Below are 24,024 nucleotides of genomic sequence, written 5' to 3' on the forward strand. Positions count from 1 at the left end.
AACATGGAAAGTAATATAATAGAACGTTTGTCAATAGACACCGGTGTTAGCGCCACTTTTATGGAAGAGGCCCTGACAAAAGATGTGACGACCTTAGAAGCAATATTTGATTTGGTAGATAACTCTATCGATGCGGCAAGAGACTGGTTAATAGAAAATAAATGTAATAGGGGAAAAGATAATTTACCCCTAACTTATGATGGATTCTATGTTTGCATAAGAATAGATGAGGATAGTATTCGAGTTCTTGATAATTGTGCTGGCATTGATAGAGAAACTCTTACTAAAAGAGCATTATATACGAATAAACCATCTCAGCATGAGTATGGTATTGGACTTTATGGAATAGGTTTAAAACGTTCATTGCTAAAAATGGGTACTGATTTCTCTTTTTATGTTGATGATGGTATTGAAGGTTTCAAGTCGAGGTTCAATAATCGTGGGATCGGAGGTGGGAAGGAAGATCCGGTATATGCTGATGTTATTCCTACAAAGAGTAGAAGGAAGTCATTATTTAATGTTTCAAATTTAAAAAATGAAATAAAAAATGATCTTCACAATAACAGATGGTTTACTAATGCTGTAAGTGAATTTTCTTTGAGATACGCTATATATGTTAGGAAAGGATTTAAAATAGTTCTTCATCATGTCAAGAATAATATTAGAGAAACGATTAAGAGTGTAGCTCCTAGTTTAAGAACAAAATGTGAGTTTCCACCAACACAAGAAGTAATAAAATTTGATGGGGTAGACGTTATTATCGAAACAGGGATTCATAATGAATATACATTCCCCGGTGAAGATAATTATAGTCTTGCAAATAATAGAAAATTAACAGATTATTTTGGTATATACTTTTCCTGCAATGACAGGGTCATAGTATCTGCAAGTACAGAGAAGTCGCATGGCTGGAAAACTAAGTGGCACTCAGAATATAACGGTTATGTTTGTTGGGTAAAATTTGTATCAAAAGACGCGGCTTTGCTGCCTTGGAATACTGCTAAAACTGGATTACGTACTGATAGTTCTCTTTTTCTTGCAGTGAGAGATCGTTTACAGCCTATAGCTGATAATTATAGATCAATCATAAAACAGCGATATTATAATAAGAAAAAAGATACACCTCAAAACCCAGTGAAAGGTGATAATAAAGGCATTTCCGGTGGGACAGGAGCTGATAAAGCAACTAACGCTGGTGCTAACACCGGACCTGCTACAGTAAGACCAATAAAGCCAATTAAACCTGTTAGGCCAAAAACACGACCTATAACTGATCTACCACGAAACAGAGATATCTTTGTTGATTGGGGACGAAATACAGTCGATATTCCTAAGTATCGCAATAAGGAATATCATATTTTTGTAGAATTGTGCAATTTGAGTTCATTAGATGAGCCTATAAGCTGCATTGTCATGCTGAGAGTTTTTTTGGAGACAACTGCGAAGGAAACAATGAAATGCATGAATGCTAGCTGGAATAATTCACTTGCGAAAAACACAGCCTTTATCGCTCAATTTCTAAATAAAAATAATTATATTACCGATAGTGTCAAACTTTTAGTTGAAAGATATGGCAGAACTAATGAAGAAACCCTGCTGTCTATAAACAATATACAATCCCTCGTTCATTCTGTTGATTTTAATACAGACAAAACTCTTGTAAATAGATATTGGGATGACTTAGAGCCATTTCTATCAGGTTGTTGGCGTTTCATCAAAGAAATAGATGAAAAAAAACATCCTGTGGCTAACTAAAAATAGTTTAAAGCCATTTCCGTTACTAGAAGTGGCTTGTTTTATAATTTTGATTTTTACGTTGAAAATGGAAATTTATCAGAAGAGGTGGTACTGTTATGCTGATAAATAATATATCTTAGATACCGTTTCGCTAACAAAATACTTTACATGAGGAAGAAGGCGAGCATATGTAGTATCAAGATGCTCTAATTTCTCACCTTCAATCCATAAAGGATATGCAGTCGCAAGTTCTTTTGACACCATACCCTCATGTTTGAGAGCGTTATTTATAAGCCTTAATTCATTATATGCTATATAACCGTCCAATTTATCAACATCGTCATCGCCACTTATAAATTTTAGTTTTCCATAAAAAGTCCTTTTACCATTATCTTTAAATTTATTATCGATTACTCTTGATATTTTCAACTCGACACTCTTAAACAATGCCATAATACTTAACTCATCCGCAAGAGACTTTATATTATTGGCGTTTACCATTAAATCTATCAAGTGATCTTTATAACCATCGATATCAACATCGTATTTTTCATTGTCAAAAGATCCCGTGTTAAGATTGTCAAATTCTCTTTTGAGAGAATTGATTCTTCGTTCGGTTGAACCATAGATTAATAATCGCATTTCATCTATATCTTCATGATCAAGATGCTTATCCAAACTCTCTATAAGTTGCTTCCAAGAAACCATACTATTCCCCTCCATACTTAACTTGTTAAGTTCTAATATTATAATGTATTAATTAATTAGCCACAACATTTACCCTCAGAATAAAAATAACATTATCCATGTTAATTATTACCCTCGACTGATACTAATTAGTATTCAACACAAATCAACAAATTATTATTTAGTCCATCCTGTTTATATATTGATGTAATTAGGTTCTGTGGTATAGAGGCATTCGATATAAGCTATCTAATCTACTTGTTTTAACCCCCCCTCCCCTTAAAATCAACAAATACATTGAGAGTACCTTTTGCCCAACCTGTATCAACACCAAAGCTTGAAGATATTTGAGTATATAGCTGACCTGATTCATCTATTTTAGCCATATAGATTCGTCTTCCATTACCTGAGCTATTTCGGGAAGTACACTGTACGGTCTGAGGAAGTGGCGTTTTAAAGAATCCACTTCCTGTTCCTTGCCACACGCTATTAACGCAGGATAAAAGTTGTCCCCCACTGGTTCTTCCCTATAAACCATTCGGTGAACGACCTACGTCACTGACAGCAACGCCATTGAGTTAAAAATATTCACTAGCACTTAATTAAAACCATTTTTTGATTCCCACTGAGATGATATCGTTTCACCTGAAACAGCGTTATTTAATTGAGCACTCCATTAACCTAACAGTCAAATGTAATATCCATGAAATGGTTGCAACTTCTTCCATTATATTTCTGAAATTATTTGCACCCTGATTATCTATGTTTAAATTACCAGTCGTAGGTGATTCGCTATCACGGCAAAATAAACTATCCGTAATGCCGGTAGTCACCTAATTACATGTATATAATCTTCTATCTGGCTCTCTACAGTTACTTCCACCATTATTACATTCATTTCCTTTATATCTTGACACTTCTATTTGTTTTAGACGATTAGGATCGTTTGGACAAGAACAACCTCCGGTATCTTTATTTGGAACATAACACTTTCCTTCAACAACAATAAACATCCTATTTACACTTCCGCCCCCTTCTTTCCACACACCATTAGTACAAGATAATATAGAACCATCAACTGCTCGACCTTGTAAACCATTAGGAAAACATCCATTTCCAGCATAGGCCACTCCATTTAGTTGAAGATATTCTCCAACTGTTGTTCTACCACCTGACACAACCCCACCAGCACCATAAACTTGTCCGACTGCATCAATATTGCCGTTAGAGTGTACGTAGTTAGAGTTAAGGTTTCCTGATGCCCATACATATCCAGCGTTAACTGTTCCAGTAGCATCTATATTCCCGGTTGATTTAACGTATCCGCCATATAATCCTGCTGAAGTCTGAATATTTTTACCATTATATGCTGTTATAGTATTGGAGTCTGTCATATTCCATCCACCACCATATTTTTGGAAATAAATTCCTCCATCTCCCATAGTTCTGAACCAGTTATTAGTATAGGTATCACCTCTGGACGTTATGGTTGTTCCTGATACGCTATTATTAGAATTTAAATATCCATTGACTTGGCCATTACCCGCTACAATCAAATCAGAGTTTAATGTTGCCACACCGCCAACGTCTAATGCTGAGCCTATCACCGCTGCCCCGCTAGTTCGTAATACCTCCGTAGTTGTGGTTCCTGCTGCCGTTATATTTCTGGCATTATTTATGTCCTGATTAGCCATGTTTAAATTACCTGTCATAGGTAATGTGCCATCACGACGCAAATACACTGAGTACATAGAAGAATCGTATCCAACACGATACGCCAGTAGACCCGCTGCAGTAATATTATTAAAAGCTGATGATGTCTCGGTCCATGCGCCCTGTAGACCTGATACTAAAGCTGCTGATTGCGTCATTCCGCTATCAATACCCGCTACCTGCATAGCCTTTCCTAACAAATCATAACGATATTTCCCACCATCCAGCCAAGGTGAGGTTGTTGTAATAAGACCATTGATAACAAAATTGGGAGCAGTCCCTGCACGTTTTAATACTATTTTGTAAGATGACTTTTGAATGTTAATGCCTGTATAGGCTACAGGTAGAAGCCCTTCATTTACTAATGTTTGATATGTGATTTCGCAGCCGTTAGATGTACATTTTCTTGGCCCCGGATCATTTGACTGACTGCTACTTGACGAAAGTGTTGATAGTTTGTCATAGTGGATACTGATATAGCGATTTACAGCCTCTCCTATTTGCTTTATCTGATGTCCAACAGTATCAGCTATCATATTTTCTTGATTAGTTTTCATATCCTGAAATTTTATAAATGCCATCATACTACCTACACTCAACACTAAAATGAGTTCCAGTAATGAGAAGCCTTTCTTATTTTGTTTTTTCATTTTCATCGTCCTTTTTGTTTCACGTACATATCAATTAACAAAAATAAAAGAGAGGTCAAGGTTGGTTAAGATATAATCCATAAAAAACACTTAATAAAAAATTTTAAGAGTAGTAATTTTATCCATTATCATCTTTTGTATGTTATCCTGCTCATGACCTTAAACATTCAGGATAAAAGATAATGACTGAAGCTATTAAAGCACTTAATAACATCCGTACCCTTCGCGCTCAGGCACGAGAAACAGATCTGGCTACTCTGGAAGAGATGCTGGGAAAATTAACTGCTATTGTTGAAGACAGACGCCAAGAAGAATCACTTGCACTGCAACAAAATGCTGAACGTCAGGCCAAAATTGAAGCGCTTCGTGCACAACTGCTTGAAGATGGTATTGATCCATCTGAACTGCTGGGCAATCCTAAATCTTCCCGTCCGGCTGCTGTTCGTGTTCCTCGCCCTGCTAAATACAAGTACATTGACGAAAATGGTGATGAAAAGACGTGGACGGGTCAAGGTCGTACACCAAAAGCGATTGCTGCCGCACTAGAAGGTGGTAAAGCTCTTGAAGACTTTGCCATCTGAGTTTGGTTGTAATTTATTGCCACGGATGGCAGTAAAAATTGACTACCGCGCCCTCTGAGGCTTGGTCAACAGCTCCCCAGCCTAAAACAAGTTTTAAGCCGTGGAGCTGTTCGGACGTGAATTGATTTTATGGTCTGAATTTTTTGAGGACTCTTTCGATGTAGATTTTTCCATTTATTTTATACCGTTCGATATCATGTGTATGTAAGGATGGAACCTCCAACAACAAACCAAATAGTAATTGTTTATCTACCTCACTAATATCACAGTTTAAAACCTTGGCAACCTCTGCACCCAGAATTATTTTTTGTCGTGTATTTTCTTCTTTGCTGTCTTTTTTCTCTTTTGCTTTAAGAAAATTTAATTTATTTTGTGCTCCTGCGATTTTTTGCTCAAGTGTTTTCTTTATTTCGGCCCTGCTTCTATCCCCCAGAAAGGCTTTACCTGTTAGGTATGTATTTTGTATTTTATCATCACTCATTATTTACCCCACTGATTTCTATGATTATAAGGGACATTACTTCTGAACTCATCATCTGATAGTGCACGCTTGATTGATTTAATCCGAGATCGGAACTGTTGTTTTTCCTGTTTCTTTTTAAACTCAACTCTCACTTTTGTGATTATCTTTTCTGCTTCACTATACGCTTTTTCCAGATCGGTATAGATACCATTATCAAGTAATCGTTTTGCTTCAAGATCAATGGCTTCATCATTATTTTTATACATAAAACCTCCCTTCTTTTATTTCCTGATTATGTACTAACACAATTTACAGATAAATCAATAAGTAATTTTTAATATTTTATCTGACAACCCAAATACTTATAAAGCCAATGTTAATAGTCCATAACGCAGCATTGACACAGATCAGTATTATTTCTGACTCACACAACTCACCGACATTCATATTCACCCCGTTTATTTCATGTTCTTATGTTCTTTTATATTAAACTATTTACTTTGGCAAATTATGCTTGAGTTAATGTAATATTGGGAGTTACAATGACCTTACCTTATTGAATCTATTAATACTGATAAATTTTTAATATAATGTGTGAGGCTATCAATGACAAAATTCGTTGCCATTAAGATTCATTATGATCATAGAAAATCATTAGCACCATATTTAAAATACTCGAAAGCGCCAACACCTGAAGAATACATGGAGTACCTTGATCTTTTTCATGAAGAAGGGATTGGTGGAGCTGGTTTTCACGAGTGTTTAAACTTTTCAGTTCGTAGTAATACACCGACAAAAATTTATTTACCACCAACTTGTATACCCAGTGATAAATATTTAGATGAAGACATTGTATTTTTCTCTTTCACTTATAAATATGATAAAGAAATGCCATCCAGTATAATTGGTGTTCATGCCGCAGCACGACTCGTATCTAATGGAAAAAACTCAATTACTCGTCATGATATAGAGAAAATTGAAGCTGCTGAACAGTTCCATTATCATGCTGAAGCTCCAAGTGAGTTTTCCACATTAATTACCCCTACCATAAAATATGACTTCAAGGATGGCATTTATACTCCTGAATACTCATCTTGGGGTTATGGATTACGATACATAACTGCAGAGCATGCAGCCAATATTATAGATACAGCTCTTTTAGGTGCGAAAAAACGATTATCAGCTTCAACTGTTTCAGAATCAATTATCTTAGAGCGCGAAATATCTGTTCTGAATGCTATACAAAGAAGATATTCCCTTTCTTCATCAAAAGTTAACTCTCAACAAAAAAAACCTGCTAATTCAAAATCTGGATGGAATAATATCCCGCCAGATAAAGAAGTTGGCTTTTTAGGAGAGAAATTCATATATGAACAGGAAGTTGCTTATGCCATTAAACATGGCATTCCAGTAAGTGAAGTTGAATGGGTATCACTATCCGATCCGCAATCACCATATGATATAAAATCAGTTCGTATAACACCGACTGGTAAACAAGAACTTTTCATTGAGGTAAAATCAAGTCGGAGTATGAATGAAAGCAATATTTATATTTCTTCACGACAAGTTAAATTCTTTCAAGAAAATGAATCCAATTCAATACTAAAGTGTGTTACTTTTATTTCCAATACTCAAGTAGATACAGTACAAGAGTACAGTTTAAAACAACTCATGGATGAGTTTGAATTAATCCCTATAAAGTTTAAGTTAAAAAAATTGAAACAACAACAAATCCAGACTGGTAAGTAAGAATGTTAGTGCGCTGGAGTAAAAAATATACAAACAGCGTATACATAACACCCTTCCACTAACGCCCCATTCTCTCCGCGTTACTTATTTTTATTTTTTAGTGGTTTTCATTTCACCTTCCAATTCTCCAATCTAATTCTTTACCCTCACCTGTGAATTGTGCAACAGGTAAAATTACCAATAAACTAATCTATTTCATGTGCTTTAGTCTTTTCCCGCCTTACCGCGGGATAAATTTACACTCTTTTTGTCCTTCGGACGCCATCTAAACCCCATTTATGTAATATCGTGGAATACTTCGCCCGTCCATCCAGTTCGCGCCGCTTAATTCGTCGTTTTGTTTTACAGACATTAATATATTTCGTATTAATTAAGTAGGTAAGCTTTATACATTGTTATTATTTTCTGAGCCATTTATGGCGATAAAAATTAAAGCAATGCCCACTTACGCATTATCGCTTCGCTCTAATGCCGTGGGGTCTACCGACGGTTGCCTGCCGCAGGCTAAAACCGTTTCCTTCGGAAACAAAATCAAGGTCAACGTCAACCCCAGCGTTTTCCTTACGTAAAACGAAAAGCAGCATTTGGCATTGAGGAATATTTGGATGGCGATATACAGTTTTAAAATGGAGAACATCAGCAGAGGCGAAGGTCAGTCTTCGGTTGACTCTGCTGCATATCGTCACCGTAAAGTTTTCTTCGATAACAGAACGGGTGAAGTTTGTGGCCGCAAAACAGCACATAAAAAGGACCTTGCCTTTGCGCAGATTTTTGCACCTGAACATACCCCTCCTGCCCTGATTGTTGACAGTGAAACACTCTGGAATGCTGTCGAAGCCTCAGAGAAGAGAAAAGATGCCCGCCTTGCCAAAGAGTTTAAGATTGCCCTCCCCGCTGAGCTAACACCAGAACAGAACATTGAACTCACTGCAGCTTTTGTTCTTGAGCACTTTACCAAGCAAGGCATCATCGCCGATGTTGTTATCCACGATATCACTGGTCATAACCCGCATATCCATATAATGGGAACAACCCGTGAAATTCTTTCTACCGGCTTTGGTAAAAAAGTCCGTGAGTGGGACAAACCTGTGACTCTCGATAGCTGGCGTAAAGGCTGGCAGAAAATCTGTAATGAGTTCCTTGAGCTGTATGGTCACGATGAACACATTGATCATCGTTCTATCAAGGTTCAGTATGAGGAAGCCCTTGAACAGGCTACCGCTGCCGCTACAAACGAAGAAAAAGCAATCTGGCTGGCTAAAGCTATTGAAACAAACCGCGATCCAATACTTCATATCCCTCGTGACCGCTGGGGCACTGTAGCCGCTCAGGAACAACGTGCTGCAGAGCAGGCCATACGTGATGAGCTGAAAAAAGAAGCTGACGAAGCATACTTTACCTTTAAAGATCTTCCATTGGACATCGTTGTTGATGTTGCCAGCTTTACGGTGCATGCACTGGCTGAACCTGAAGAAATTGTTATCCCTGATAATACTGGGAGAGCGTCATCTTCAGACTCGCAAAAACCTGTTCTGGTTGCTCCTGCGCCTCATATACGCACTAAATTGAAAGCCCCATCCTCTTCAACTACCAGAGCGGTTAAACGCGCTCCTGTCAAAGTTAAGAGGAAGAAAGTTGAACCTCGTCAGAGCGGTGTGTTCAAGCGCTTCACCTTACTGGTAGTAGATTTTGTCAGAGAGAAATTCATATGGGCCAAGAAGAAGCCAGCTCCTGTTTCAGTAGATGCTGAACACGATAAGCGTATAGCTGAAAACTATGTCTTCGATGAGGTTCAGGGTATCTATGTGCCACGCGCTGAGCATGAAAGACGAGCAAGATTTAACAGTGACACTTATAATCCAACCAAAGAGGAGATCAGACGTTTCCCAAGTCGACCGCTTAAGCCTGAACAAACAGATAACGATTTTGATTTCATACCAACACTGACGGCAGACAGAAAAAAGCCAGTGCCTAAAATGAAGCCACCGGATTTTTATAATCATTGAATATAAACCATACCCAGTGGGGGGATAATAATTTGACTAGTAAAATCCCTATGAAATGTTTATGTTTAGATCTCATATAATTTGATGAGCACCATTAACAGGCCAAAATATTCGCAAGATTTAACAATGATGATTACAAGCCTTCCAAAGAAAGCTCATTCTCTTTCCAATTCATCCAAAGCAGATACTATTTTATTTCGATAACAACACAAGTCTGACTCTATCGAGTTGAGCAACGTAAACTAAAGGATAACCATCTAAAACAAATCCATTCTAAAAACATTTAATTATAACTCATGCGTGCGCTAGCTAAATCACAGAGATATTTATTTTTATATTCATCATGCTCTAAAACCATATATGCAGGACAATTCCTACATGTAGCGTTTAAAACACATTGACCACACTTACTGTCATAATATATCTTATGCAATTGTTCACTGATAGAATTTAACTCTGCCCATACATCATTAATGTTTCCGTCTATAATATTACATTGTTTTTTTCTGTATACAGCACAAATAGATGCGCGACCGAACTGGTCAACAAACAGACTCGAATATCCTCCTGAACATTTCTTAAAATAGTCTAAATTATCCATTGCTAGATTATCACTTTTAATTATCCTTTTCATTGCAAGTTCATTTTCAATCCGAACAATTTCATTCGGTTCCAATCTCTCATTTAGATTATTTTGATAATTCAATGATGGAATAAGATATGTGTTTATCTCAATTTTGTTTTCCGAAAAGAAAGCTAGATCCGACGAAGATACAGATATTGATTTACATAGGGTTAATCCTTTGTATATTGTAATACCTAATTGTTCTAACCTGACTATATTAGACATTATCCTATCAAGGTTAGCTCTTTTATTTTTAGCAAAGCCAATAAGTTCTCTATTATTTTTCCCGTATATAGAGACAGAAACAGAACTTGGTGGATATTTACCGAACAGTTCAAAATGTTTTTCAGTCATTAAACTTGCATTAGTAAATAGTGAAATCTCAAGTCCCTGCTGATGAATGAAGGTATATAATGAAATAAAGTCTTTATAAAGAAGAGGCTCACCTCCAGTAATAATTAATTTCCTGCATCCTTTTAACATTAATTTATTTATCACGATTTTCCATTCGTTCACACCTAGTCCTGCTGATGTTTTATTATCAAGATAACAGTGCGGACATTTAAAATTACATGATGTTATAATTTCAATTGTAGCCGATGTTAAGTTTTTCATTGCTCCTCCGTGAACCCAGAAATTCTACGTTGTGCTAACTCACACATAAAATCTATTGGTTCAGATGAACTCCCATGTTCTAAATTGGCATATGCAGCACACCATCTGCAAATGGATTTTTTCTCGCATGCAGAGCATTTGCTATTGATATAATAACTTTGCATTTTATTATGTGAATCTCTCAGATATGTTATTATAGTTTTCTCATCATTACTCAAAAAACTAATTTTATCTTCCACATATAAAGAACATATAGATGCGTATCCTTCAGCATCTATTGAAAGGCTATTAATTCCACCGCCACATTTAATACATGCTTGAGAAGTCATATTAGATATTGATTTCCTCCAAAAAGTTATAGTTTCTGGATCACTATGTTCGAAACTAATAATATCATCAATACTAGCTCTTTGAGATAGTTTACCTCTCATTAAATCTTTTTGCGGGAAAATTATTGCATCATACATGATTTCTTTTTTATAAATTCTCGCAACATCATCAAATTTGCCTTTCAAAGCTGCGGGTATGGTTTCTTTGCTAATAATTGCTTTTAGCATGAAATCAATATTATTAGAATGTAAAAAACACAGATTATCAGTAACTTTTCTAAACGCGGTTTTATTTATTGTGAACTTTTCGTATTCATCAGTACTAGTTCCATATAACGTAACCATAATAACTTTGGGTGGATATTTAATAAGAAGATTCTTAGTTATATCCGTTATGTAAGATAAATTTGACATAACCGAGATGATAAATCCTTTATTTTTTGCATACAAATATATTTCATTAAATCTTTTATATAAAAAAGCCTCTCCACCTGTAAATGTTAGGTACAAAACTCCCATATTGTATAATTTATCGATACATGCAATAACATCATCATAATCCATATGAACTTTATTCGATGGGCAATAACAATGTAGACATTTAAAATTACAATGCTGAGTTAACTCAATACTTGCAGTTATCAAACATTCTCTTTGTAATGCTTTTTCTTTCAAGAAATCATGATTCATTTAGCTTGCCATATATTTTATCTAATACGTTTTGAATTTGAATGTCATCAAATCCGTATTTCTTTTCCAACTTGTGGCTTTTTATATCAGTTGAATACATTAAAACATCAAACACTAGCTCGTTAACATTATAGCACTTATTATTAGATTGATTGATGACAATATATTCATCCATTATTCTTCTAGGTACATATACGCTTTTCATCTTAATTCATAATCATCCAATATAAAATAAGAGCAACAGTCGCATTGCTCTTATTAGATTTATTTTATTTCAACATTGGTTATATCCATCATCTGGGCTAGGCCCCCAACATCCGAGAGTCTTTCTTTTGGATACTGGGTCAATATCCTTTACTTCCTCAAACTCACAGATCTCAATCTCGTAGTTATCTATAGTTTGTTGCTCATTAATATCCATCTTGCTCCCTCTTCACATGATACATTGACTAAATGTATATCTCTTGCATAAGAACACATTGACATTAGTCAAAAAACAATGATTCTGGAGGAAATAGAAAGATTTGTTGTAAAAATTTCATTTTATCCTATGAACAGAGAAATATAATTACGTGATCTACATCTCAAAAATACTATCGAAAAATGAAATTCTGAGAATATCGATCAACTTTGATGTAACCAGAAAATATCATTTTCTATTACCTAAACAAATAGAGAGTGTATAAAAAATGAACAATGATGATACGTATGAAAAAAAATATCGGATATTGCGCCAGCAAAATCTTGATGCTTGGACAGGTGAAGGATACGCAAGAGCGTGGGGGCAACTGAATCATATTTTTGATATGCTCAACAAAGAAAATCTTTTCCCGGCACCACCTGCAAAATTTCTTGAACTTGGTTGTGGCAATGCAGCGATGTCTTCACAACTGATGGCGCAAAAAGGTTATGATGTTTACGGCATCGATATATCCCCAACAGCAATTACATGGGCTAATGAGCGATTTGCATCATTAAACCTGAAAGGTAGTTTTTATGTTGATAATGTTTGCAATATTTCTCATTTCCCCTCCGAAAGCTTTGATATTATTTATGACGGAAGTTGCTTGCATTGCATCATTGGCGAAGACAGATTAACTTGCTTCGCAGAAATGAAACGCCTGATCAAACCAGATGGTATTTTAATAATATCTACAATGTGCGGATTACCCAAACAGCAGGAGGATATTAACAACTATAACGATGAGAATTATCAGCTTTACCAAAACAATCAACCATGGCGTACGCTAAAGCCATTAGAACTTATCAAAAAGGAAATAACCAACTCAGGATTTTCAATTAACTATATTCATGTAAATGACAATCCTTGGTGGGACCATGCAACAATTGTTTGTGAAAAAAATTAAAAATATGTATTTCATCTTATGTAAGCGATCAGGATATAAAAAAACCACGATTATAGTTTAGATAAAAATCGTGGTTTTTTATAATAGACAATTACATTCTTCGCCTGAACACAACATTATCAGAGAAAATTACCTTACCAGCGACAAATCCAATAACCGCAATTATTGGTAGGCTGATAGTTGCCCCCGCTATGCCTGTGGACACTCCGATCAGGATAGACAGGCCGAATGTAAGTAAGATAACCACAGCAGCATACCAGCCGGGGTAAGCTCCATATAAAACAGTCGCCATGCAGCCGGTGCAGACATGCACACCGCGCTGGCTCTCTTTCAGACAAAAAGGACACTGGATTGTATTGTTTTCCATAATAGCCCCCTTAGATCGCTTTCCAGCCATTACTGGTTTTAACAAGATTAATCATGCTCTCTTCAGGTTCATTCATACCCTTGACGCTGGAGAACGCTTTTTTGTCCACCCATGAAGGAACATCCGCCAATTTCCATGTATAAGACACGCGAACAACTTTCTGATTACCGTTTCCCGGTTCGGTCCATTCCTTTATCTCAGCAACAGCACGATGACCTACACAAGCACCTTGCTCACGATCCCAAAACTCAACCTCTTGGCCTTTGTCTGTTACTTCCAGAACATCAACACTGCCAAAGCCATTAGGTTGCTGCGAAACAGTAAGCAGCCCTTGTTCAGCAAGTCCTTTCAGGATTCCATCACTGGCACTGTATCCGGCAGAACGATAGCCGTGATTGACCCGGATGGGGAAGCCCTTATTGAACACAATGTCATTGTCCTGCAATGAGTAGCACAGCTTTGATTGCGATATTTTCGTGTTGATCGCTTTCTCAAAGTCGCCTTTTTCACCGCATCCCGATACAAGAACAGCAAGACCCGCCACGAGTAAATTTTTACGCATAGTGTTATCCCGGAATTAATGATTGATTGTGCCGTTTTTCAGAACAACAAGACGAACTGGCATATCGGCGTTGTTGATGGTAGCGAACCCACGAACCTCGAAATTGTTTACCGTTCCGGTAACGCTGACTTTCTGGCCTTTCTTGTAAGTAAGAACGGCATCATCAATACCAGAGTAGTAATCCAGCCAGACCATACCGCCACAGTAGCTTGTATCGGCTGTTTTAAAGAGCAGATAATAGTTAGGGGCTGATTTGGGCATTCCCGTCATCATATCGCTGGCACTTCTGCCCTTCGTAACTTCAAGAACAGTGGCATTGGTGATAGCGATCCTTTTGCCTGTCCATTTCTTTTCTGCTGCCATCGCATTTTCTTCATAGTCTTTGCAAACAGCACCAAGACCAGATACAGATGATACCGGGCCAAGACTTTGAGGGGTGGCGGTTCCCCCCAGTGCTTTGTTTACTGATGACAACGAAGAATTGATTGCTCCATTAACTGCATTCACGCCATCGTTGAGCTGCTGGCATCCTGTTAGTGCGGCAGCAGACAGAACCAGTGGCATCACTATCCGTAATTTCATATCTATCCCCAATGTGTGGAAACTTTAAGTCAAAGACAGCCCTACCCATAGGTTGGTCTCTCTGGGCTGAAAAAAGCATTAATCAATTGATAGGATTCAATTTATTTTTCTGTTCGTCATATCGTTTGTATCGATCGAATTCAAACCATTTGATAGATTAAAACTATTATAAATACATAATCGATCGATACAAACAATTAAAACACCGATCAATTGGCGCTCATTTGATAATTAAAATCTATTAAATATAATTTATTGATCTTTTATATCGATCAATAAGTGGTGTGATGTGCACGAAGAGCCATGTCAGTAGCTGTTTGCACATGGATGGAGATAGAAAGGTATAGGTCGGAACAGGTAATACCCTGTCGACCATTACGCAGACAGGGATTGTTAGATCTCAGGTAACGTAGCTATCTTCAGATATGGTGTTGCAAAAACCTGTATGCAACGCATGTTTTAATATGATGTTTCATATGGAATGGTTGCTACCATTCAGATTTTTCAATCATCTTCCAAAGCACTCACACCGCTTGCCGGGAAATTGGTTTTCATATTATTCGATATCTTCGGGACTAATGACTCTATTGTTTCTTCGCTAACTTGGCTCAGTTCAGAAATCAATCTTCTGTATGTATTAATCATTCATTCCTGAACACACTCATTTGCTGATTCTGATAAGAAGAAATAGTCATAATCTTTGACATGGATATTATCACCATTTTGCAAAGTGAGTTTTATTCCTTGTTCATTCTCTTCAACATTTTTAACGATACAAGTTATAAATGGTATTTTTTCATTTGTATGAAAGAGCGTAATGACCTTAATGTTGTTCATCCTTTATTTTCCTTATTATTTAATACCATATAAAATTGGTGAAGATCAAATTTAACTTTTGTTAATTAACGCTTTACCTGTTTTTTTCTTATTCTTTTGAAAAGATATTTATCTTATGGGCTAAAGCTCATGTGCTGATGCACGGCTACGCCCTAACGCTGTAAAAATATTTAACGTTTTAACAATGGTATGTGCAATGTCTGAGGGAAAAGCCAAAAGGATCAACATCTATTCTTTTATTCATGATTAAATATTTTTGATCCTATATTTCATAACAGCATTAGCACTAAAAAATATAGTATTTGCTCTTAACCGCATAGGAAAACTATATTCATAGAAGCAGCACTTAGTGATTGTTCAAGACAATCACATTGCTGGAACAGGGCTTGCCCCTGTTAATGATGGATTTATCCATAAAGAATTGCGGCGTAGCCGCTATAACGTAGAGGAAAAACAATTGTATATTTACTAAAAAATCAGCAGCGCTTCGTGATTGTATAAAACAATCACTTGCTGTCCATAACATCAAGTAAAAACAAAGCAGAAAAATAGACGGTGCCATTTAACCGGCACACTCCCCGTTAAGGTTATTAAACATATTATAGTATTAAGGAGGCGTAACCTATTATATTTAAAAGAGATTTCACGAAAAAAGTTTCCTGTACGGAAATTTAAGTTTCTTCTGTGGAAACCGAAGTTTCCTGTACGGAAACCAAAGTTTCTTCTGTGGAAACTTTTTTATAGTTAAAATTCCCATTAAGAAGTGAATGCTATTTCGCAAAAGTGTATTATTTTTCCTTTTTTCACATTTATTTTTGACAAAAGTATATCCTGCATTATATAGAATAAACATAATAACAACAAAAGGAAAACCGATGAGCATTGATTACAATACAATAATGACCTCCAGCAGTGAAGAAGTGGAAGAATATATAAACAGAAATCATTTTACAGACAAACAGAAACTGGAAATTTACAGTTTTTATAACAGAAACAGAAAAGATAAAATAATCGTAAATGTAAAAAAAGAGAGAAGTTCTGATATTCAACCGGGAATAGCCTATGTTCATGCTTTTCTTGATAATCTGGAAAAGCTCGGAAAACATATGTCTGGTGCAGAATACACAATAATGATCCGCTTATGTAAACTCATGCAGCATGGAAACCTCATTGCCAGTATATCTCAGTCGGCACTCGCAGAAGAGCTTAATATGAGCAAATCTAACGTGTGTAAATGCTGGAATAAGCTAATAAATAAAGGCATTCTGGTCAAAGAAGGGAAGCATACCATGATAAATGCAAATCTCTTTCTGAAAGGCCAGTACAGGACATTAAATGCCACAAGGAAAGAATATGTTAAGAAGTCGCTGAGAACGACCAGTGAAGGTATAGAAGACGTATTCGTCACCGTTTATAAAGATACGGTACTTACAAATAACGCAGAAAAAATAATCGATAAAGAAGATGATAAACCTTTACTTTCTACTCCCGACGAAGATATTGACTGGGACTCTGTTTCAGAAGATGAAATTTTTGTTGATTATCCTGAAAATGTTGATCAAGAAGAAAGAATATAGTTTTTATCTGAATATTATCATTCTTATTTCTCGGTTATATTTGACACTTACACTATATCTCGTAATATAAATATATCCACTATTTTATTTACGAGATATATATGAGAAAAGTAAAGTTAGACAATGATGATTTAATTCAGTATCTGAACACCATTAAAGCATTAAAGCATTAAAGCATTAAAGCATTAAAGCATTAAAGCATTAAAGCATTAAAGCATTAAAGCATTAAAACAATATCCAACGATGTCTGAATACAGAGAGGAATATCGCAGGCTAAGAACCGATGGTTCACCGTTGAGTGAAGCAAAGAAATTTAAATCGGCGCATACCGAACTTCTGAGATTAGACAGGAAGAAAAAATCACTACTCGAAAAATTTATTGAAGAACTCACCCCTGTCAGTCACGCATCAGCCCTTGCATCAAGAAAGCTTGAAAAAGTACAGGAGTCCATTATCTACCGAAAGTCATTACTTGAGAAAAGCCCTGATGAACTCGTCGCTCTGGTCATAAAACAGCGCACAGAAGCGGCTCTTGAGTTCCAGCGTTCTGTTGAGCAAAGTCTCGAGCAACTTTCAGATATATCTTCTGATTTTAATGCATCAGCAACAAAGCGCCGAAAATTTTCTATCTAAAATAAAACCACCATACTGGCAGTATATTACCAATATGGTGGTTTTATTTTATAACTCATTGGGTGAAACCCGGTCACGCCCCATTTTCTCAAACAACTGTTGTAATCTCTTGGCTCTCATTTTCTGAGCCTTTTTCTCACCAATCTCCTGATAGTATTCTTCCCGGCGCTCCGCGACAACTTGGCGGAACTTCTTCAAAAGCTGTTCCAGTGTTTTTATATCTGTCGTCGCAGCTTCAGCTTGGATTTTTTTATACATATACATTACGTGAAATTCATCAATCATATTGGTTCTCTCCAGTTCATTATAGGATTATTTCCCTCTGCACGAGGGAATACTGCCATTTTTCAATACTGATTCACCGTCATTTTTAACTTCCAATAAATACGCTCATCAGCATCATCCGGTTTTATGTTTTTCAGTACAAGTTCAATAATATGCTCTTTATGCCAGTATAAAATCGTTTCCTTTAACTCATCCATATTGATCTCAGATACATCTTTGCCTCTTCCGCTTTTAACATAGTCTTCAACTTCACAGGCAATCAAAACATCATAAAGTATCTCTGATAACACCTCCCCAGTTAAAATATTCATGGCTGTTTCAGACTGTTTTTCAGAGATGCCATAGATCGTTTCGCAATATCCCTGTAATACATTTGAAATAATGTTTATTGTCATTTTATTGCTTTCATTTAAAATAATCTCTTTCATACTGATTCCTTTTATTAAGTTAAATATTAGATAAATATCGAGAAGGTATTAACACTATATATTAGATACTATTTTTATGATTACAGAACCATATTCCAGATCCATCTCATCATACAGTGTCTCATTTACATAACGATTTAAATCATCTAACAAGGTCTTATCATTCATGATTTCTTCGACAGAGCTACCTCTTAATGCGATAAATATATCCAAGCTTTCTTGGATAAGACTCATCACTTCAGGTGTTTTTTCACATAACATACTTACGATTACTGTCATATCATTCTTCATCTGTTTTTCCTTTTGTTTATAGTTGGCCCCTTCCGGGGCAAGATTAGTTCTTACTTTCTAAAGTTTTCTGAATACCCTACCAGCAGAGCTGCGACTTGTTCAAAGTTAACCTCATGAATATCACCGCAGTTTCCTTCTTGTGTGGTAAATCTCTCAAAGTTATTCTGAATATGGTCAATCACATAAATAATAAATGGACTCATAAAATCCGGATCATCCAGATAGTCATTGGCATCTCCATCACCATTGACTTCCATAAACATATTCCAACTAGCGGAAAACGATCTACAAGCAAGATCATAAAACAGTTCTGTTGATTTATTTTCAATAATATTTTCTTTAGCCATGTTTATATCCTCATAATTAAATGCTTACTTTATTCATTTCGTTCTATATTAGCCCCTTGCGGGGCCGAATAGATGATGCTATCGATTATATATGTAAAATATAGTGACTCATCACCTGATGTATCTGCCTCAGATTGACAAGCACTTCATCAAAATATACGTTTTTAATCGATGCTTTATATTTATGTTTTTTCAAGAACTCATTAAAATCTTTCTTGCCGTTCTCTATTATTGATTTTAAAACACCTTCCATATAACCATCGTCTTCAAGGTTATGATAGAATCTTTCCTCCATATACTCATGCATACACCGCAAATAGTAGTCATATTCTTCGCCACTTTTTAGAACAAAGTATTTTGTATCATCATTGCTAACATGTATTTCTATGTTTTGTACTTTCATTTTCGCTTCCTCTTTTATGTTATTTATTATTTCTGCGTGAATCGGAAATGGTATTTTCAATCCATGCATCAATCTCACTTTCCACAAAGGCTACAGATCTTGCCCCTATGATTACCTTATCAGGGAATCGGCCTTCCTTAATAAGCTCATACATTGTGGTTCGACTGAATCCGACTCTTCTCAGAACTTCAGGAACACGGATTAATCTTTTTCCTGCGATTTCATTTCTCATTTGTTTTTTCCTCTGTTGTTTCGACAAGAGCTATAGTAGGAAAAATTGAGATCACATGATGCAGATATTGGAAAACAAGATTTTTTTAGAAATTGGCAGGGTGTGATTTTCGGGGAAATTGAAAATTTGTAGATTTCGCTGGTTTTGAAAAATGAGGCGCTTGCTTAGCAAGCAGCCCCTCACTAGATTGAGCAATGGACTACAGCCTTCACTCCTCTTTTTCATTCATTCTCATAACATCAGCAACTTTTGTGTTGATCATATCATCGTTTTTACTTAAATAGACGTTATAGGCCCTTTCAAATTCATGGTTAAGCACTTTATCGGCAAATGGTTTATCAGTATCTTTGATATTGGAACCACCTCGGATCGACTCTGATGAATCTGGATGTAGAAGACGAGCCAACATCTCATACGAAATTTTGACGTTTTTTCTCTTTGCCCAGAACAGCAGGTCCAACATAGGGATAGTCTGGAAGTTAATCAGTTTTTTGATTGTTGCAAGCCCGAACCTTGAAGCTCTTGCTTGAGGTTCAGTGAGATCATGAGTCCTACGCCATTCAGGAAGCATGCGCCTCATATGCTCTATCACTTCTTCATCTGTGAGCACTCTGAGGTTAAGCTCAAGATAAAGAGGCGTATAAGAATTAAGCTGTTCAATATCTGTCAGCCGCCACTCCGCTACATTTGCTGATTTAGGCGAAAGAGCACCACTATCGTTAGGTCCTACACGAGTAAGTATCTTTATCCCACTCAACCTATGTGCATATTTCGCCACATCAGAAACAGTCATATGCCTGATATGCCTTTTAGCATCTGAAAGCGGGTTCTCAACAGCTTGTCTTAATGGGTAATCTTTACCATACACTGGAGCTGGTTTATCAAGCTGGCTTGCGAGCAAAGGCTGCCCAGATAAAATCCTTGCTTCGTTATCCAGATGAATTTGACGATACATCCTGTCGCTTTCATCAATCTCTATAGCAAAATCGTGCTCAGCTAATTCTAGCCGGGCAATCACTTCCCTCTTCAGGTCGTTGACAGTTATCTCCTGCAAAACATCATAGTTACTTAGCTTGAACCATGATTTTGCTGCCTTCATGACTTCACTAGTTTTCATTTTCAGTTACCAGTTAGCTTTTATAGCTGTTTTAACCGACAGAACAATTGGTTGTCCAGCTAACCATCACGATTACAAGTTTGAGGTCTAAAGATGTTGCTTGGTTAATCTGTATAGGAAAAGAAACAGGTAGGGGCCTTTCTCAAGCAAGAACGGAGTGTTTAAAATATTTATTGCGGGGAAATACCAGATTTTAGATACAAAAAAAGCCCGTTTACACGGGCTTTTAATGCAATACTTTATGCAGTACAAAATCAAAACTAACTCTTAAGTTATTGATTCTGTTAAGAAATTGGCGGAAGCGTAGAGATTCGAACTCTAGAACCCTTTCGGGTCGCCGGTTTTCAAGACCGGTGCCTTCAACCGCTCGGCCACGCTTCCAATGAGGCGCACTATAAACATCCCGAACGGACCTGTAAAGCACCAAAGTGTTCGTTTGCCTGAAAAACAGCCAAAATAATGTTAATTGACTGAAATAACAACAAATTGACCGTTTATTCAGCACGTATCTTGCTCTCTTTGGTTTAATGTTTTTTGATGAACATATCTTTGGTGTAATAATTTCCACGGTTATCAGGAGCAAATCCCCCAACCCACGGCTTCACCAGATGCGTATGGACATAGTGATAAACAGGTATTGCCGGAACATCTTCGCCCAAAATGTCCTCAGCCTGCTGGTAGTATTTCCCTCGCTCGTCCAGCGAGCCTGCTCTCGCCGCATTGAGCATCGCTTCATCATAGGCAGGATTACTGTACTTAGTGGTATTCTCACTATCACCGGTACGGAAAATATTGAGGAAGCTCGAGGCATCGTCATAATCGGCTATCCACGCATAGCGCACGACATCAAAATTGCCGGTGTGCATGGTGTCCAGCATGGTTTTCCATTCCTGATTCTGCAGCTTTACCTCGACGCCGAGGTTTTTCTTCCACATCGACGATGCGGCAATCGCAATACGTTGATGCGTTTCGAAAGTGTTGTAGAGCAAATTTAACGAGAGCGGATGCTCCGGACCGAAACCGGCTGCAGTTAACAGTTTTTTCGCTTCAGCAATGCGTTTATCGCGCGGCCACGCGGCATACTCCGGTGCGTGCAATTTGACACCGCCAATTTCAGGCTGGCTGATTACCCACGCTTCACGCTGCCCCTGCGCCATGACCTTTTGGGCAATGATCTCTTTATCCAACGCCATATTCAGCGCCCGGCGCACACGCGGGTCATTAAACGGCGCGCGAGTTGTATTGAACTGGTAGTAATAGGTTGAAAGCAGAGGTGAAACGCGCAGCTCATCTCCCATCGTCTTTTTCAACTGCGCGAACTGGTTTACCGGCACGCTAAAGACAATATCAATTTCCCCGGCCTTGTAGCGGTTAACGTCAGCTGCTTCTGAGCTGATGGGCAGATAAGTGACTTTATCAATTACCGTATGCTGATCATCCCAGTAGTGCGTATTACGTACGGCAACAATCCGCTCATTGACCACCCACTGAGAAAGCTTGTATGCACCGCTACTGACAAAATGCTCTGGCCTGGTCCACTTATCACCAAAGCGGCTAATCAGCACTTTATCCAGTGGCACCAGCGACGGGTGAGCCAACATAGCCAGAAATGCAGCCGTTGGCTGCGTCAGGGTAATCTCCAGGGTGGTGTCATTGAGTGCTTTCACACCCAGTGTAGCGGGCTCCTTTTTCCCAAGGGCAATGTCGAGCGCATTCGCGACGTGCATATTGCCGAGATAAGAGGCATACGGCGAAGCAGTTTGTGGTGAAACAAGACGCTGCCAGCTCCAGACAACATCCTGTGCGGTAATGGCTGAACCATCTGACCAGGTAATACCTGGACGTAAATGAAAGGTCCAGACGGTATTGTCTTTATTCTCCCACGATGACGCCAGGCGCGGCTCAATCTCCCCTTGCAGATTGACAGAAACCAGCCCATCGAACATATCACTGATTAAATTAAACTCAACGTTGCTTTCGACTTTATGTGGATCCAGCGATGCAGGCTCGCTGCCGTTATTTCTGACCAGTTCCTGTTGTTCTGCCAGCGGTGTTCCTGTAGGAACATTTGCTGCCCATGCCACACCGTTTATAGACATCAAACAGACAGCCAACAGCGTAAACGTCAATACCTTCGGTCTATGTTGAGCCATTCCCTTCACCTTATTGTTCTGTTATATGATGACACCGCTGTAACTCTTAAAGGATTCAGGTGATAACGCAATATTTTTCAGCCACCTATAAGATGTCGATCTGACATTTGCAGACAATAAGTGATAACATCTAATTCAGGAGCTTTTGCTGAAATAAAATGCTTAAGCCTGGCGGGTTAAAATGCGTAAAGATGGGTAAAACCGCTGTGTCATTTCCAGCGATTTAATTATCCTCCTTCATTAATTACATCTGTCATAAGAGAGTGACTCATGGATCGTATTATTAGTTCTTCGCGCGACCGTACATCGCTACTCAGCACGCATAAAGTGCTGCGCAATACCTATTTCCTGTTGAGCCTGACGCTGGCATTTTCAGCGATCACGGCGACCGCCAGTACGGTACTGATGCTGCCATCTCCAGGTCTTATCCTGACGCTGGTAGGTATGTACGGACTGATGTTCCTGACGTATAAAACGGCAGATAAACCGGTTGGCATTCTGTCAGCTTTCGCTTTCACCGGTTTCCTCGGCTACATTTTGGGGCCAATTCTGAACACCTACCTGTCGGCAGGCATGGGTGATGTTATCGCTATGGCCCTGGGCGGTACTGCACTGGTCTTCTTCAGTTGCTCTGCGTATGTGCTGACCACCCGTAAAGACATGTCCTTCCTCGGCGGTATGCTGATGGCTGGTATTGTGGTGGTGCTGATCGGTATGGTTGCGAATATTTTCCTGCAACTGCCAGCTCTGCATCTGGCCATCAGTGCGGTGTTTATTCTGATTTCCTCAGGTGCAATCCTGTTCGAAACCAGCAACATCATCCGTGGTGGTGAAACCAACTACATCCGTGCGACAGTCAGCCTGTATGTATCGCTGTACAACATCTTCGTCAGCCTGCTGAGCATTCTGGGCTTCGCCAGCCGCGACTAAAACGTCAAAACGTATTACCCGGCCCCGCTTATGCGGGGCTTTCTTTTTTGGTAAACTGCCGCCAGTCT

At 37.9% G+C, this 24,024-nt stretch carries 27 protein-coding genes and 1 tRNA gene; 8 read left to right on the forward strand and 20 right to left on the reverse strand.

The annotated features are described in order from the left end of the window. Positions 1-3 precede the first annotated feature (3 nt). The gene (locus SK36_RS13010; RefSeq protein ID WP_048221716.1) at positions 4-1,755 is read left to right on the forward strand and encodes an ATP-binding protein; all 1,752 of its coding nucleotides are present in this window, start codon (positions 4-6) and stop codon (positions 1,753-1,755) included. A gap of 96 nt (positions 1,756-1,851) precedes the next feature. Here SK36_RS13010 and SK36_RS13015 read toward each other — a convergent pair whose 3' ends face one another. From SK36_RS13015 to pilV, 3 genes are all read right to left on the reverse strand, one after another. Continuing rightward, on the reverse strand, positions 1,852-2,445 hold the full coding sequence (locus SK36_RS13015; RefSeq protein ID WP_048221717.1) for a hypothetical protein: 594 nt from the start codon (positions 2,443-2,445) through the stop codon (positions 1,852-1,854). A 242-nt stretch (positions 2,446-2,687) separates the two neighbouring features. Next, positions 2,688-2,810: a hypothetical protein gene (locus SK36_RS25150; RefSeq protein ID WP_269429433.1), complete on the reverse strand. Its 123-nt coding sequence runs from the start codon at positions 2,808-2,810 to the stop codon at positions 2,688-2,690. A gap of 447 nt (positions 2,811-3,257) precedes the next feature. After that, positions 3,258-4,787 carry a shufflon system plasmid conjugative transfer pilus tip adhesin PilV gene (gene pilV, locus SK36_RS23760; RefSeq protein ID WP_075261787.1) on the reverse strand — a complete coding sequence of 510 codons (1,530 nt, stop codon included), beginning with the start codon at positions 4,785-4,787 and terminating at the stop codon, positions 3,258-3,260. Positions 4,788-4,969: 182 nt separating this feature from the next. Here pilV and SK36_RS13020 point away from each other — a divergent pair, with 182 nt between their 5' ends. After that, positions 4,970-5,368 (forward strand): H-NS family histone-like protein, encoded by a 399-nt coding sequence (locus tag SK36_RS13020; protein ID WP_048221718.1) that lies wholly within the window; start codon positions 4,970-4,972, stop codon positions 5,366-5,368. A 127-nt stretch (positions 5,369-5,495) separates the two neighbouring features. Here SK36_RS13020 and SK36_RS13025 read toward each other — a convergent pair whose 3' ends face one another. Together SK36_RS13025 and SK36_RS13030 are read right to left on the reverse strand one after the other, a co-directional pair. Next, positions 5,496-5,849, reverse strand: a complete 354-nt coding sequence (locus SK36_RS13025; protein ID WP_048221719.1) for a conjugal transfer protein TraD — start codon at positions 5,847-5,849, stop codon at positions 5,496-5,498. Beyond that, a complete protein-coding gene (locus SK36_RS13030) occupies positions 5,849-6,097 on the reverse strand; it encodes a hypothetical protein (RefSeq protein ID WP_048221720.1) in 249 nt (82 codons plus the stop codon). Before SK36_RS13030 ends, SK36_RS13025 begins: the two co-directional genes overlap by 1 nt. 340 nt (positions 6,098-6,437) lie before the next feature. Between SK36_RS13030 and SK36_RS13035 the strand changes: the two genes are divergently transcribed. Together SK36_RS13035 and mobQ are read left to right on the forward strand one after the other, a co-directional pair. After that, positions 6,438-7,580, forward strand: a complete 1,143-nt coding sequence (locus SK36_RS13035; RefSeq protein ID WP_082138884.1) for a protein NO VEIN domain-containing protein — start codon at positions 6,438-6,440, stop codon at positions 7,578-7,580. Positions 7,581-8,185: 605 nt separating this feature from the next. Further along, positions 8,186-9,586, forward strand: coding sequence for a MobQ family relaxase (gene mobQ / locus SK36_RS13040; RefSeq protein ID WP_048221722.1), 1,401 nt, complete (start codon positions 8,186-8,188; stop codon positions 9,584-9,586). Between the two features lie 283 nt (positions 9,587-9,869). Here the strand turns inward: mobQ and SK36_RS13045 are convergent, their stop codons facing one another. Continuing rightward, positions 9,870-10,826 (reverse strand): radical SAM protein, encoded by a 957-nt coding sequence (locus SK36_RS13045; RefSeq protein ID WP_048221723.1) that lies wholly within the window; start codon positions 10,824-10,826, stop codon positions 9,870-9,872. Next, positions 10,823-11,845 (reverse strand): radical SAM protein, encoded by a 1,023-nt coding sequence (locus SK36_RS13050; RefSeq protein WP_048221724.1) that lies wholly within the window; start codon positions 11,843-11,845, stop codon positions 10,823-10,825. The genes SK36_RS13045 and SK36_RS13050 overlap by 4 nt, the downstream gene beginning before the upstream one ends. Before the next feature lie 689 nt (positions 11,846-12,534). Between SK36_RS13050 and SK36_RS13060 the strand changes: the two genes are divergently transcribed. Further along, positions 12,535-13,212: a class I SAM-dependent methyltransferase gene (locus tag SK36_RS13060; protein ID WP_048221726.1), complete on the forward strand. Its 678-nt coding sequence runs from the start codon at positions 12,535-12,537 to the stop codon at positions 13,210-13,212. A 91-nt stretch (positions 13,213-13,303) separates the two neighbouring features. Here the strand turns inward: SK36_RS13060 and SK36_RS13065 are convergent, their stop codons facing one another. The 4 genes from SK36_RS13065 to SK36_RS24720 form a co-directional block, all read right to left on the reverse strand. Continuing rightward, positions 13,304-13,579 carry a hypothetical protein gene (locus SK36_RS13065; protein ID WP_048221727.1) on the reverse strand — a complete coding sequence of 92 codons (276 nt, stop codon included), beginning with the start codon at positions 13,577-13,579 and terminating at the stop codon, positions 13,304-13,306. Positions 13,580-13,589: 10 nt separating this feature from the next. Continuing rightward, positions 13,590-14,141: a hypothetical protein gene (locus SK36_RS13070; RefSeq protein ID WP_048221728.1), complete on the reverse strand. Its 552-nt coding sequence runs from the start codon at positions 14,139-14,141 to the stop codon at positions 13,590-13,592. A gap of 15 nt (positions 14,142-14,156) precedes the next feature. Further along, the gene (locus SK36_RS13075; RefSeq protein WP_048221729.1) at positions 14,157-14,723 is read right to left on the reverse strand and encodes a hypothetical protein; all 567 of its coding nucleotides are present in this window, start codon (positions 14,721-14,723) and stop codon (positions 14,157-14,159) included. 645 nt (positions 14,724-15,368) lie between these two features. Continuing rightward, entirely contained in the window at positions 15,369-15,560 is a 192-nt protein-coding gene (locus SK36_RS24720) for a hypothetical protein (RefSeq protein WP_048221730.1), read from the reverse strand. Between the two features lie 875 nt (positions 15,561-16,435). On the opposite strand from SK36_RS24720, the gene SK36_RS13090 reads away from it, so the two are divergent. Together SK36_RS13090 and SK36_RS13095 are read left to right on the forward strand one after the other, a co-directional pair. Further along, a complete protein-coding gene (locus SK36_RS13090) occupies positions 16,436-17,137 on the forward strand; it encodes a hypothetical protein (protein WP_048221732.1) in 702 nt (233 codons plus the stop codon). Positions 17,138-17,380: 243 nt separating this feature from the next. Further along, on the forward strand, positions 17,381-17,770 hold the full coding sequence (locus SK36_RS13095; RefSeq protein ID WP_430748846.1) for a DUF4756 family protein: 390 nt from the start codon (positions 17,381-17,383) through the stop codon (positions 17,768-17,770). 48 nt (positions 17,771-17,818) lie between these two features. Here the strand turns inward: SK36_RS13095 and SK36_RS13100 are convergent, their stop codons facing one another. From SK36_RS13100 to SK36_RS13140, 9 genes are all read right to left on the reverse strand, one after another. Beyond that, positions 17,819-18,055, reverse strand: coding sequence for an H-NS family histone-like protein (locus SK36_RS13100; protein ID WP_048221734.1), 237 nt, complete (start codon positions 18,053-18,055; stop codon positions 17,819-17,821). A gap of 62 nt (positions 18,056-18,117) precedes the next feature. Then, a complete protein-coding gene (locus tag SK36_RS13105; protein WP_048221735.1) occupies positions 18,118-18,483 on the reverse strand; it encodes a hypothetical protein in 366 nt (121 codons plus the stop codon). 54 nt (positions 18,484-18,537) lie between these two features. Continuing rightward, positions 18,538-18,774, reverse strand: a complete 237-nt coding sequence (locus tag SK36_RS13110) for a hypothetical protein (RefSeq protein WP_048221736.1) — start codon at positions 18,772-18,774, stop codon at positions 18,538-18,540. A gap of 50 nt (positions 18,775-18,824) precedes the next feature. Further along, the gene (locus SK36_RS13115; RefSeq protein WP_048221737.1) at positions 18,825-19,121 is read right to left on the reverse strand and encodes a hypothetical protein; all 297 of its coding nucleotides are present in this window, start codon (positions 19,119-19,121) and stop codon (positions 18,825-18,827) included. An 85-nt stretch (positions 19,122-19,206) separates the two neighbouring features. Then, positions 19,207-19,524: a hypothetical protein gene (locus SK36_RS13120; protein ID WP_048221738.1), complete on the reverse strand. Its 318-nt coding sequence runs from the start codon at positions 19,522-19,524 to the stop codon at positions 19,207-19,209. 19 nt (positions 19,525-19,543) lie between these two features. Then, positions 19,544-19,756 carry a helix-turn-helix transcriptional regulator gene (locus tag SK36_RS13125; RefSeq protein WP_023302112.1) on the reverse strand — a complete coding sequence of 71 codons (213 nt, stop codon included), beginning with the start codon at positions 19,754-19,756 and terminating at the stop codon, positions 19,544-19,546. Positions 19,757-19,964: 208 nt separating this feature from the next. After that, positions 19,965-20,873, reverse strand: a complete 909-nt coding sequence (locus SK36_RS13130) for a DUF6387 family protein (RefSeq protein WP_048221739.1) — start codon at positions 20,871-20,873, stop codon at positions 19,965-19,967. Positions 20,874-21,166: 293 nt separating this feature from the next. Further along, positions 21,167-21,254, reverse strand: a tRNA-Ser gene (locus SK36_RS13135). 143 nt (positions 21,255-21,397) lie between these two features. Then, complete coding sequence (locus SK36_RS13140; protein ID WP_048221740.1) at positions 21,398-23,026, reverse strand: ABC transporter substrate-binding protein; 1,629 nt, start codon at positions 23,024-23,026, stop codon at positions 21,398-21,400. A 270-nt stretch (positions 23,027-23,296) separates the two neighbouring features. Here SK36_RS13140 and yccA point away from each other — a divergent pair, with 270 nt between their 5' ends. After that, a complete protein-coding gene (gene yccA / locus SK36_RS13145; protein ID WP_043015806.1) occupies positions 23,297-23,956 on the forward strand; it encodes an FtsH protease modulator YccA in 660 nt (219 codons plus the stop codon). The last annotated feature ends 68 nt before the right edge of the window (positions 23,957-24,024 follow it).

Origin of the sequence: Citrobacter sp. MGH106 (assembly GCF_001037495.1) — a bacterium.
In the GTDB taxonomy this organism is placed as follows: domain Bacteria; phylum Pseudomonadota; class Gammaproteobacteria; order Enterobacterales; family Enterobacteriaceae; genus Citrobacter; species Citrobacter murliniae.

What these genes read in the sequence shown, in the direction of transcription:
- SK36_RS13010 (WP_048221716.1), top strand. Translation starts at nt 4, where the DNA reads ATGGAAAGTAATATAATAGAACGTTTGTCAATAGACACCGGTGTTAGC.
- SK36_RS13015 (WP_048221717.1), bottom strand. Translation starts at nt 2,445, where the DNA reads ATGGTTTCTTGGAAGCAACTTATAGAGAGTTTGGATAAGCATCTTGAT.
- SK36_RS25150 (WP_269429433.1), bottom strand. Translation starts at nt 2,810, where the DNA reads ATGGCTAAAATAGATGAATCAGGTCAGCTATATACTCAAATATCTTCA.
- pilV (WP_075261787.1), bottom strand. Translation starts at nt 4,787, where the DNA reads ATGAAAAAACAAAATAAGAAAGGCTTCTCATTACTGGAACTCATTTTA.
- SK36_RS13020 (WP_048221718.1), top strand. Translation starts at nt 4,970, where the DNA reads ATGACTGAAGCTATTAAAGCACTTAATAACATCCGTACCCTTCGCGCT.
- SK36_RS13025 (WP_048221719.1), bottom strand. Translation starts at nt 5,849, where the DNA reads ATGAGTGATGATAAAATACAAAATACATACCTAACAGGTAAAGCCTTT.
- SK36_RS13030 (WP_048221720.1), bottom strand. Translation starts at nt 6,097, where the DNA reads ATGTATAAAAATAATGATGAAGCCATTGATCTTGAAGCAAAACGATTA.
- SK36_RS13035 (WP_082138884.1), top strand. Translation starts at nt 6,438, where the DNA reads ATGACAAAATTCGTTGCCATTAAGATTCATTATGATCATAGAAAATCA.
- mobQ (WP_048221722.1), top strand. Translation starts at nt 8,186, where the DNA reads ATGGCGATATACAGTTTTAAAATGGAGAACATCAGCAGAGGCGAAGGT.
- SK36_RS13045 (WP_048221723.1), bottom strand. Translation starts at nt 10,826, where the DNA reads ATGAAAAACTTAACATCGGCTACAATTGAAATTATAACATCATGTAAT.
- SK36_RS13050 (WP_048221724.1), bottom strand. Translation starts at nt 11,845, where the DNA reads ATGAATCATGATTTCTTGAAAGAAAAAGCATTACAAAGAGAATGTTTG.
- SK36_RS13060 (WP_048221726.1), top strand. Translation starts at nt 12,535, where the DNA reads ATGAACAATGATGATACGTATGAAAAAAAATATCGGATATTGCGCCAG.
- SK36_RS13065 (WP_048221727.1), bottom strand. Translation starts at nt 13,579, where the DNA reads ATGGAAAACAATACAATCCAGTGTCCTTTTTGTCTGAAAGAGAGCCAG.
- SK36_RS13070 (WP_048221728.1), bottom strand. Translation starts at nt 14,141, where the DNA reads ATGCGTAAAAATTTACTCGTGGCGGGTCTTGCTGTTCTTGTATCGGGA.
- SK36_RS13075 (WP_048221729.1), bottom strand. Translation starts at nt 14,723, where the DNA reads ATGAAATTACGGATAGTGATGCCACTGGTTCTGTCTGCTGCCGCACTA.
- SK36_RS24720 (WP_048221730.1), bottom strand. Translation starts at nt 15,560, where the DNA reads ATGAACAACATTAAGGTCATTACGCTCTTTCATACAAATGAAAAAATA.
- SK36_RS13090 (WP_048221732.1), top strand. Translation starts at nt 16,436, where the DNA reads ATGAGCATTGATTACAATACAATAATGACCTCCAGCAGTGAAGAAGTG.
- SK36_RS13095 (WP_430748846.1), top strand. Translation starts at nt 17,381, where the DNA reads ATGTCTGAATACAGAGAGGAATATCGCAGGCTAAGAACCGATGGTTCA.
- SK36_RS13100 (WP_048221734.1), bottom strand. Translation starts at nt 18,055, where the DNA reads ATGATTGATGAATTTCACGTAATGTATATGTATAAAAAAATCCAAGCT.
- SK36_RS13105 (WP_048221735.1), bottom strand. Translation starts at nt 18,483, where the DNA reads ATGAAAGAGATTATTTTAAATGAAAGCAATAAAATGACAATAAACATT.
- SK36_RS13110 (WP_048221736.1), bottom strand. Translation starts at nt 18,774, where the DNA reads ATGAAGAATGATATGACAGTAATCGTAAGTATGTTATGTGAAAAAACA.
- SK36_RS13115 (WP_048221737.1), bottom strand. Translation starts at nt 19,121, where the DNA reads ATGGCTAAAGAAAATATTATTGAAAATAAATCAACAGAACTGTTTTAT.
- SK36_RS13120 (WP_048221738.1), bottom strand. Translation starts at nt 19,524, where the DNA reads ATGAAAGTACAAAACATAGAAATACATGTTAGCAATGATGATACAAAA.
- SK36_RS13125 (WP_023302112.1), bottom strand. Translation starts at nt 19,756, where the DNA reads ATGAGAAATGAAATCGCAGGAAAAAGATTAATCCGTGTTCCTGAAGTT.
- SK36_RS13130 (WP_048221739.1), bottom strand. Translation starts at nt 20,873, where the DNA reads ATGAAAACTAGTGAAGTCATGAAGGCAGCAAAATCATGGTTCAAGCTA.
- SK36_RS13140 (WP_048221740.1), bottom strand. Translation starts at nt 23,026, where the DNA reads ATGGCTCAACATAGACCGAAGGTATTGACGTTTACGCTGTTGGCTGTC.
- yccA (WP_043015806.1), top strand. Translation starts at nt 23,297, where the DNA reads ATGGATCGTATTATTAGTTCTTCGCGCGACCGTACATCGCTACTCAGC.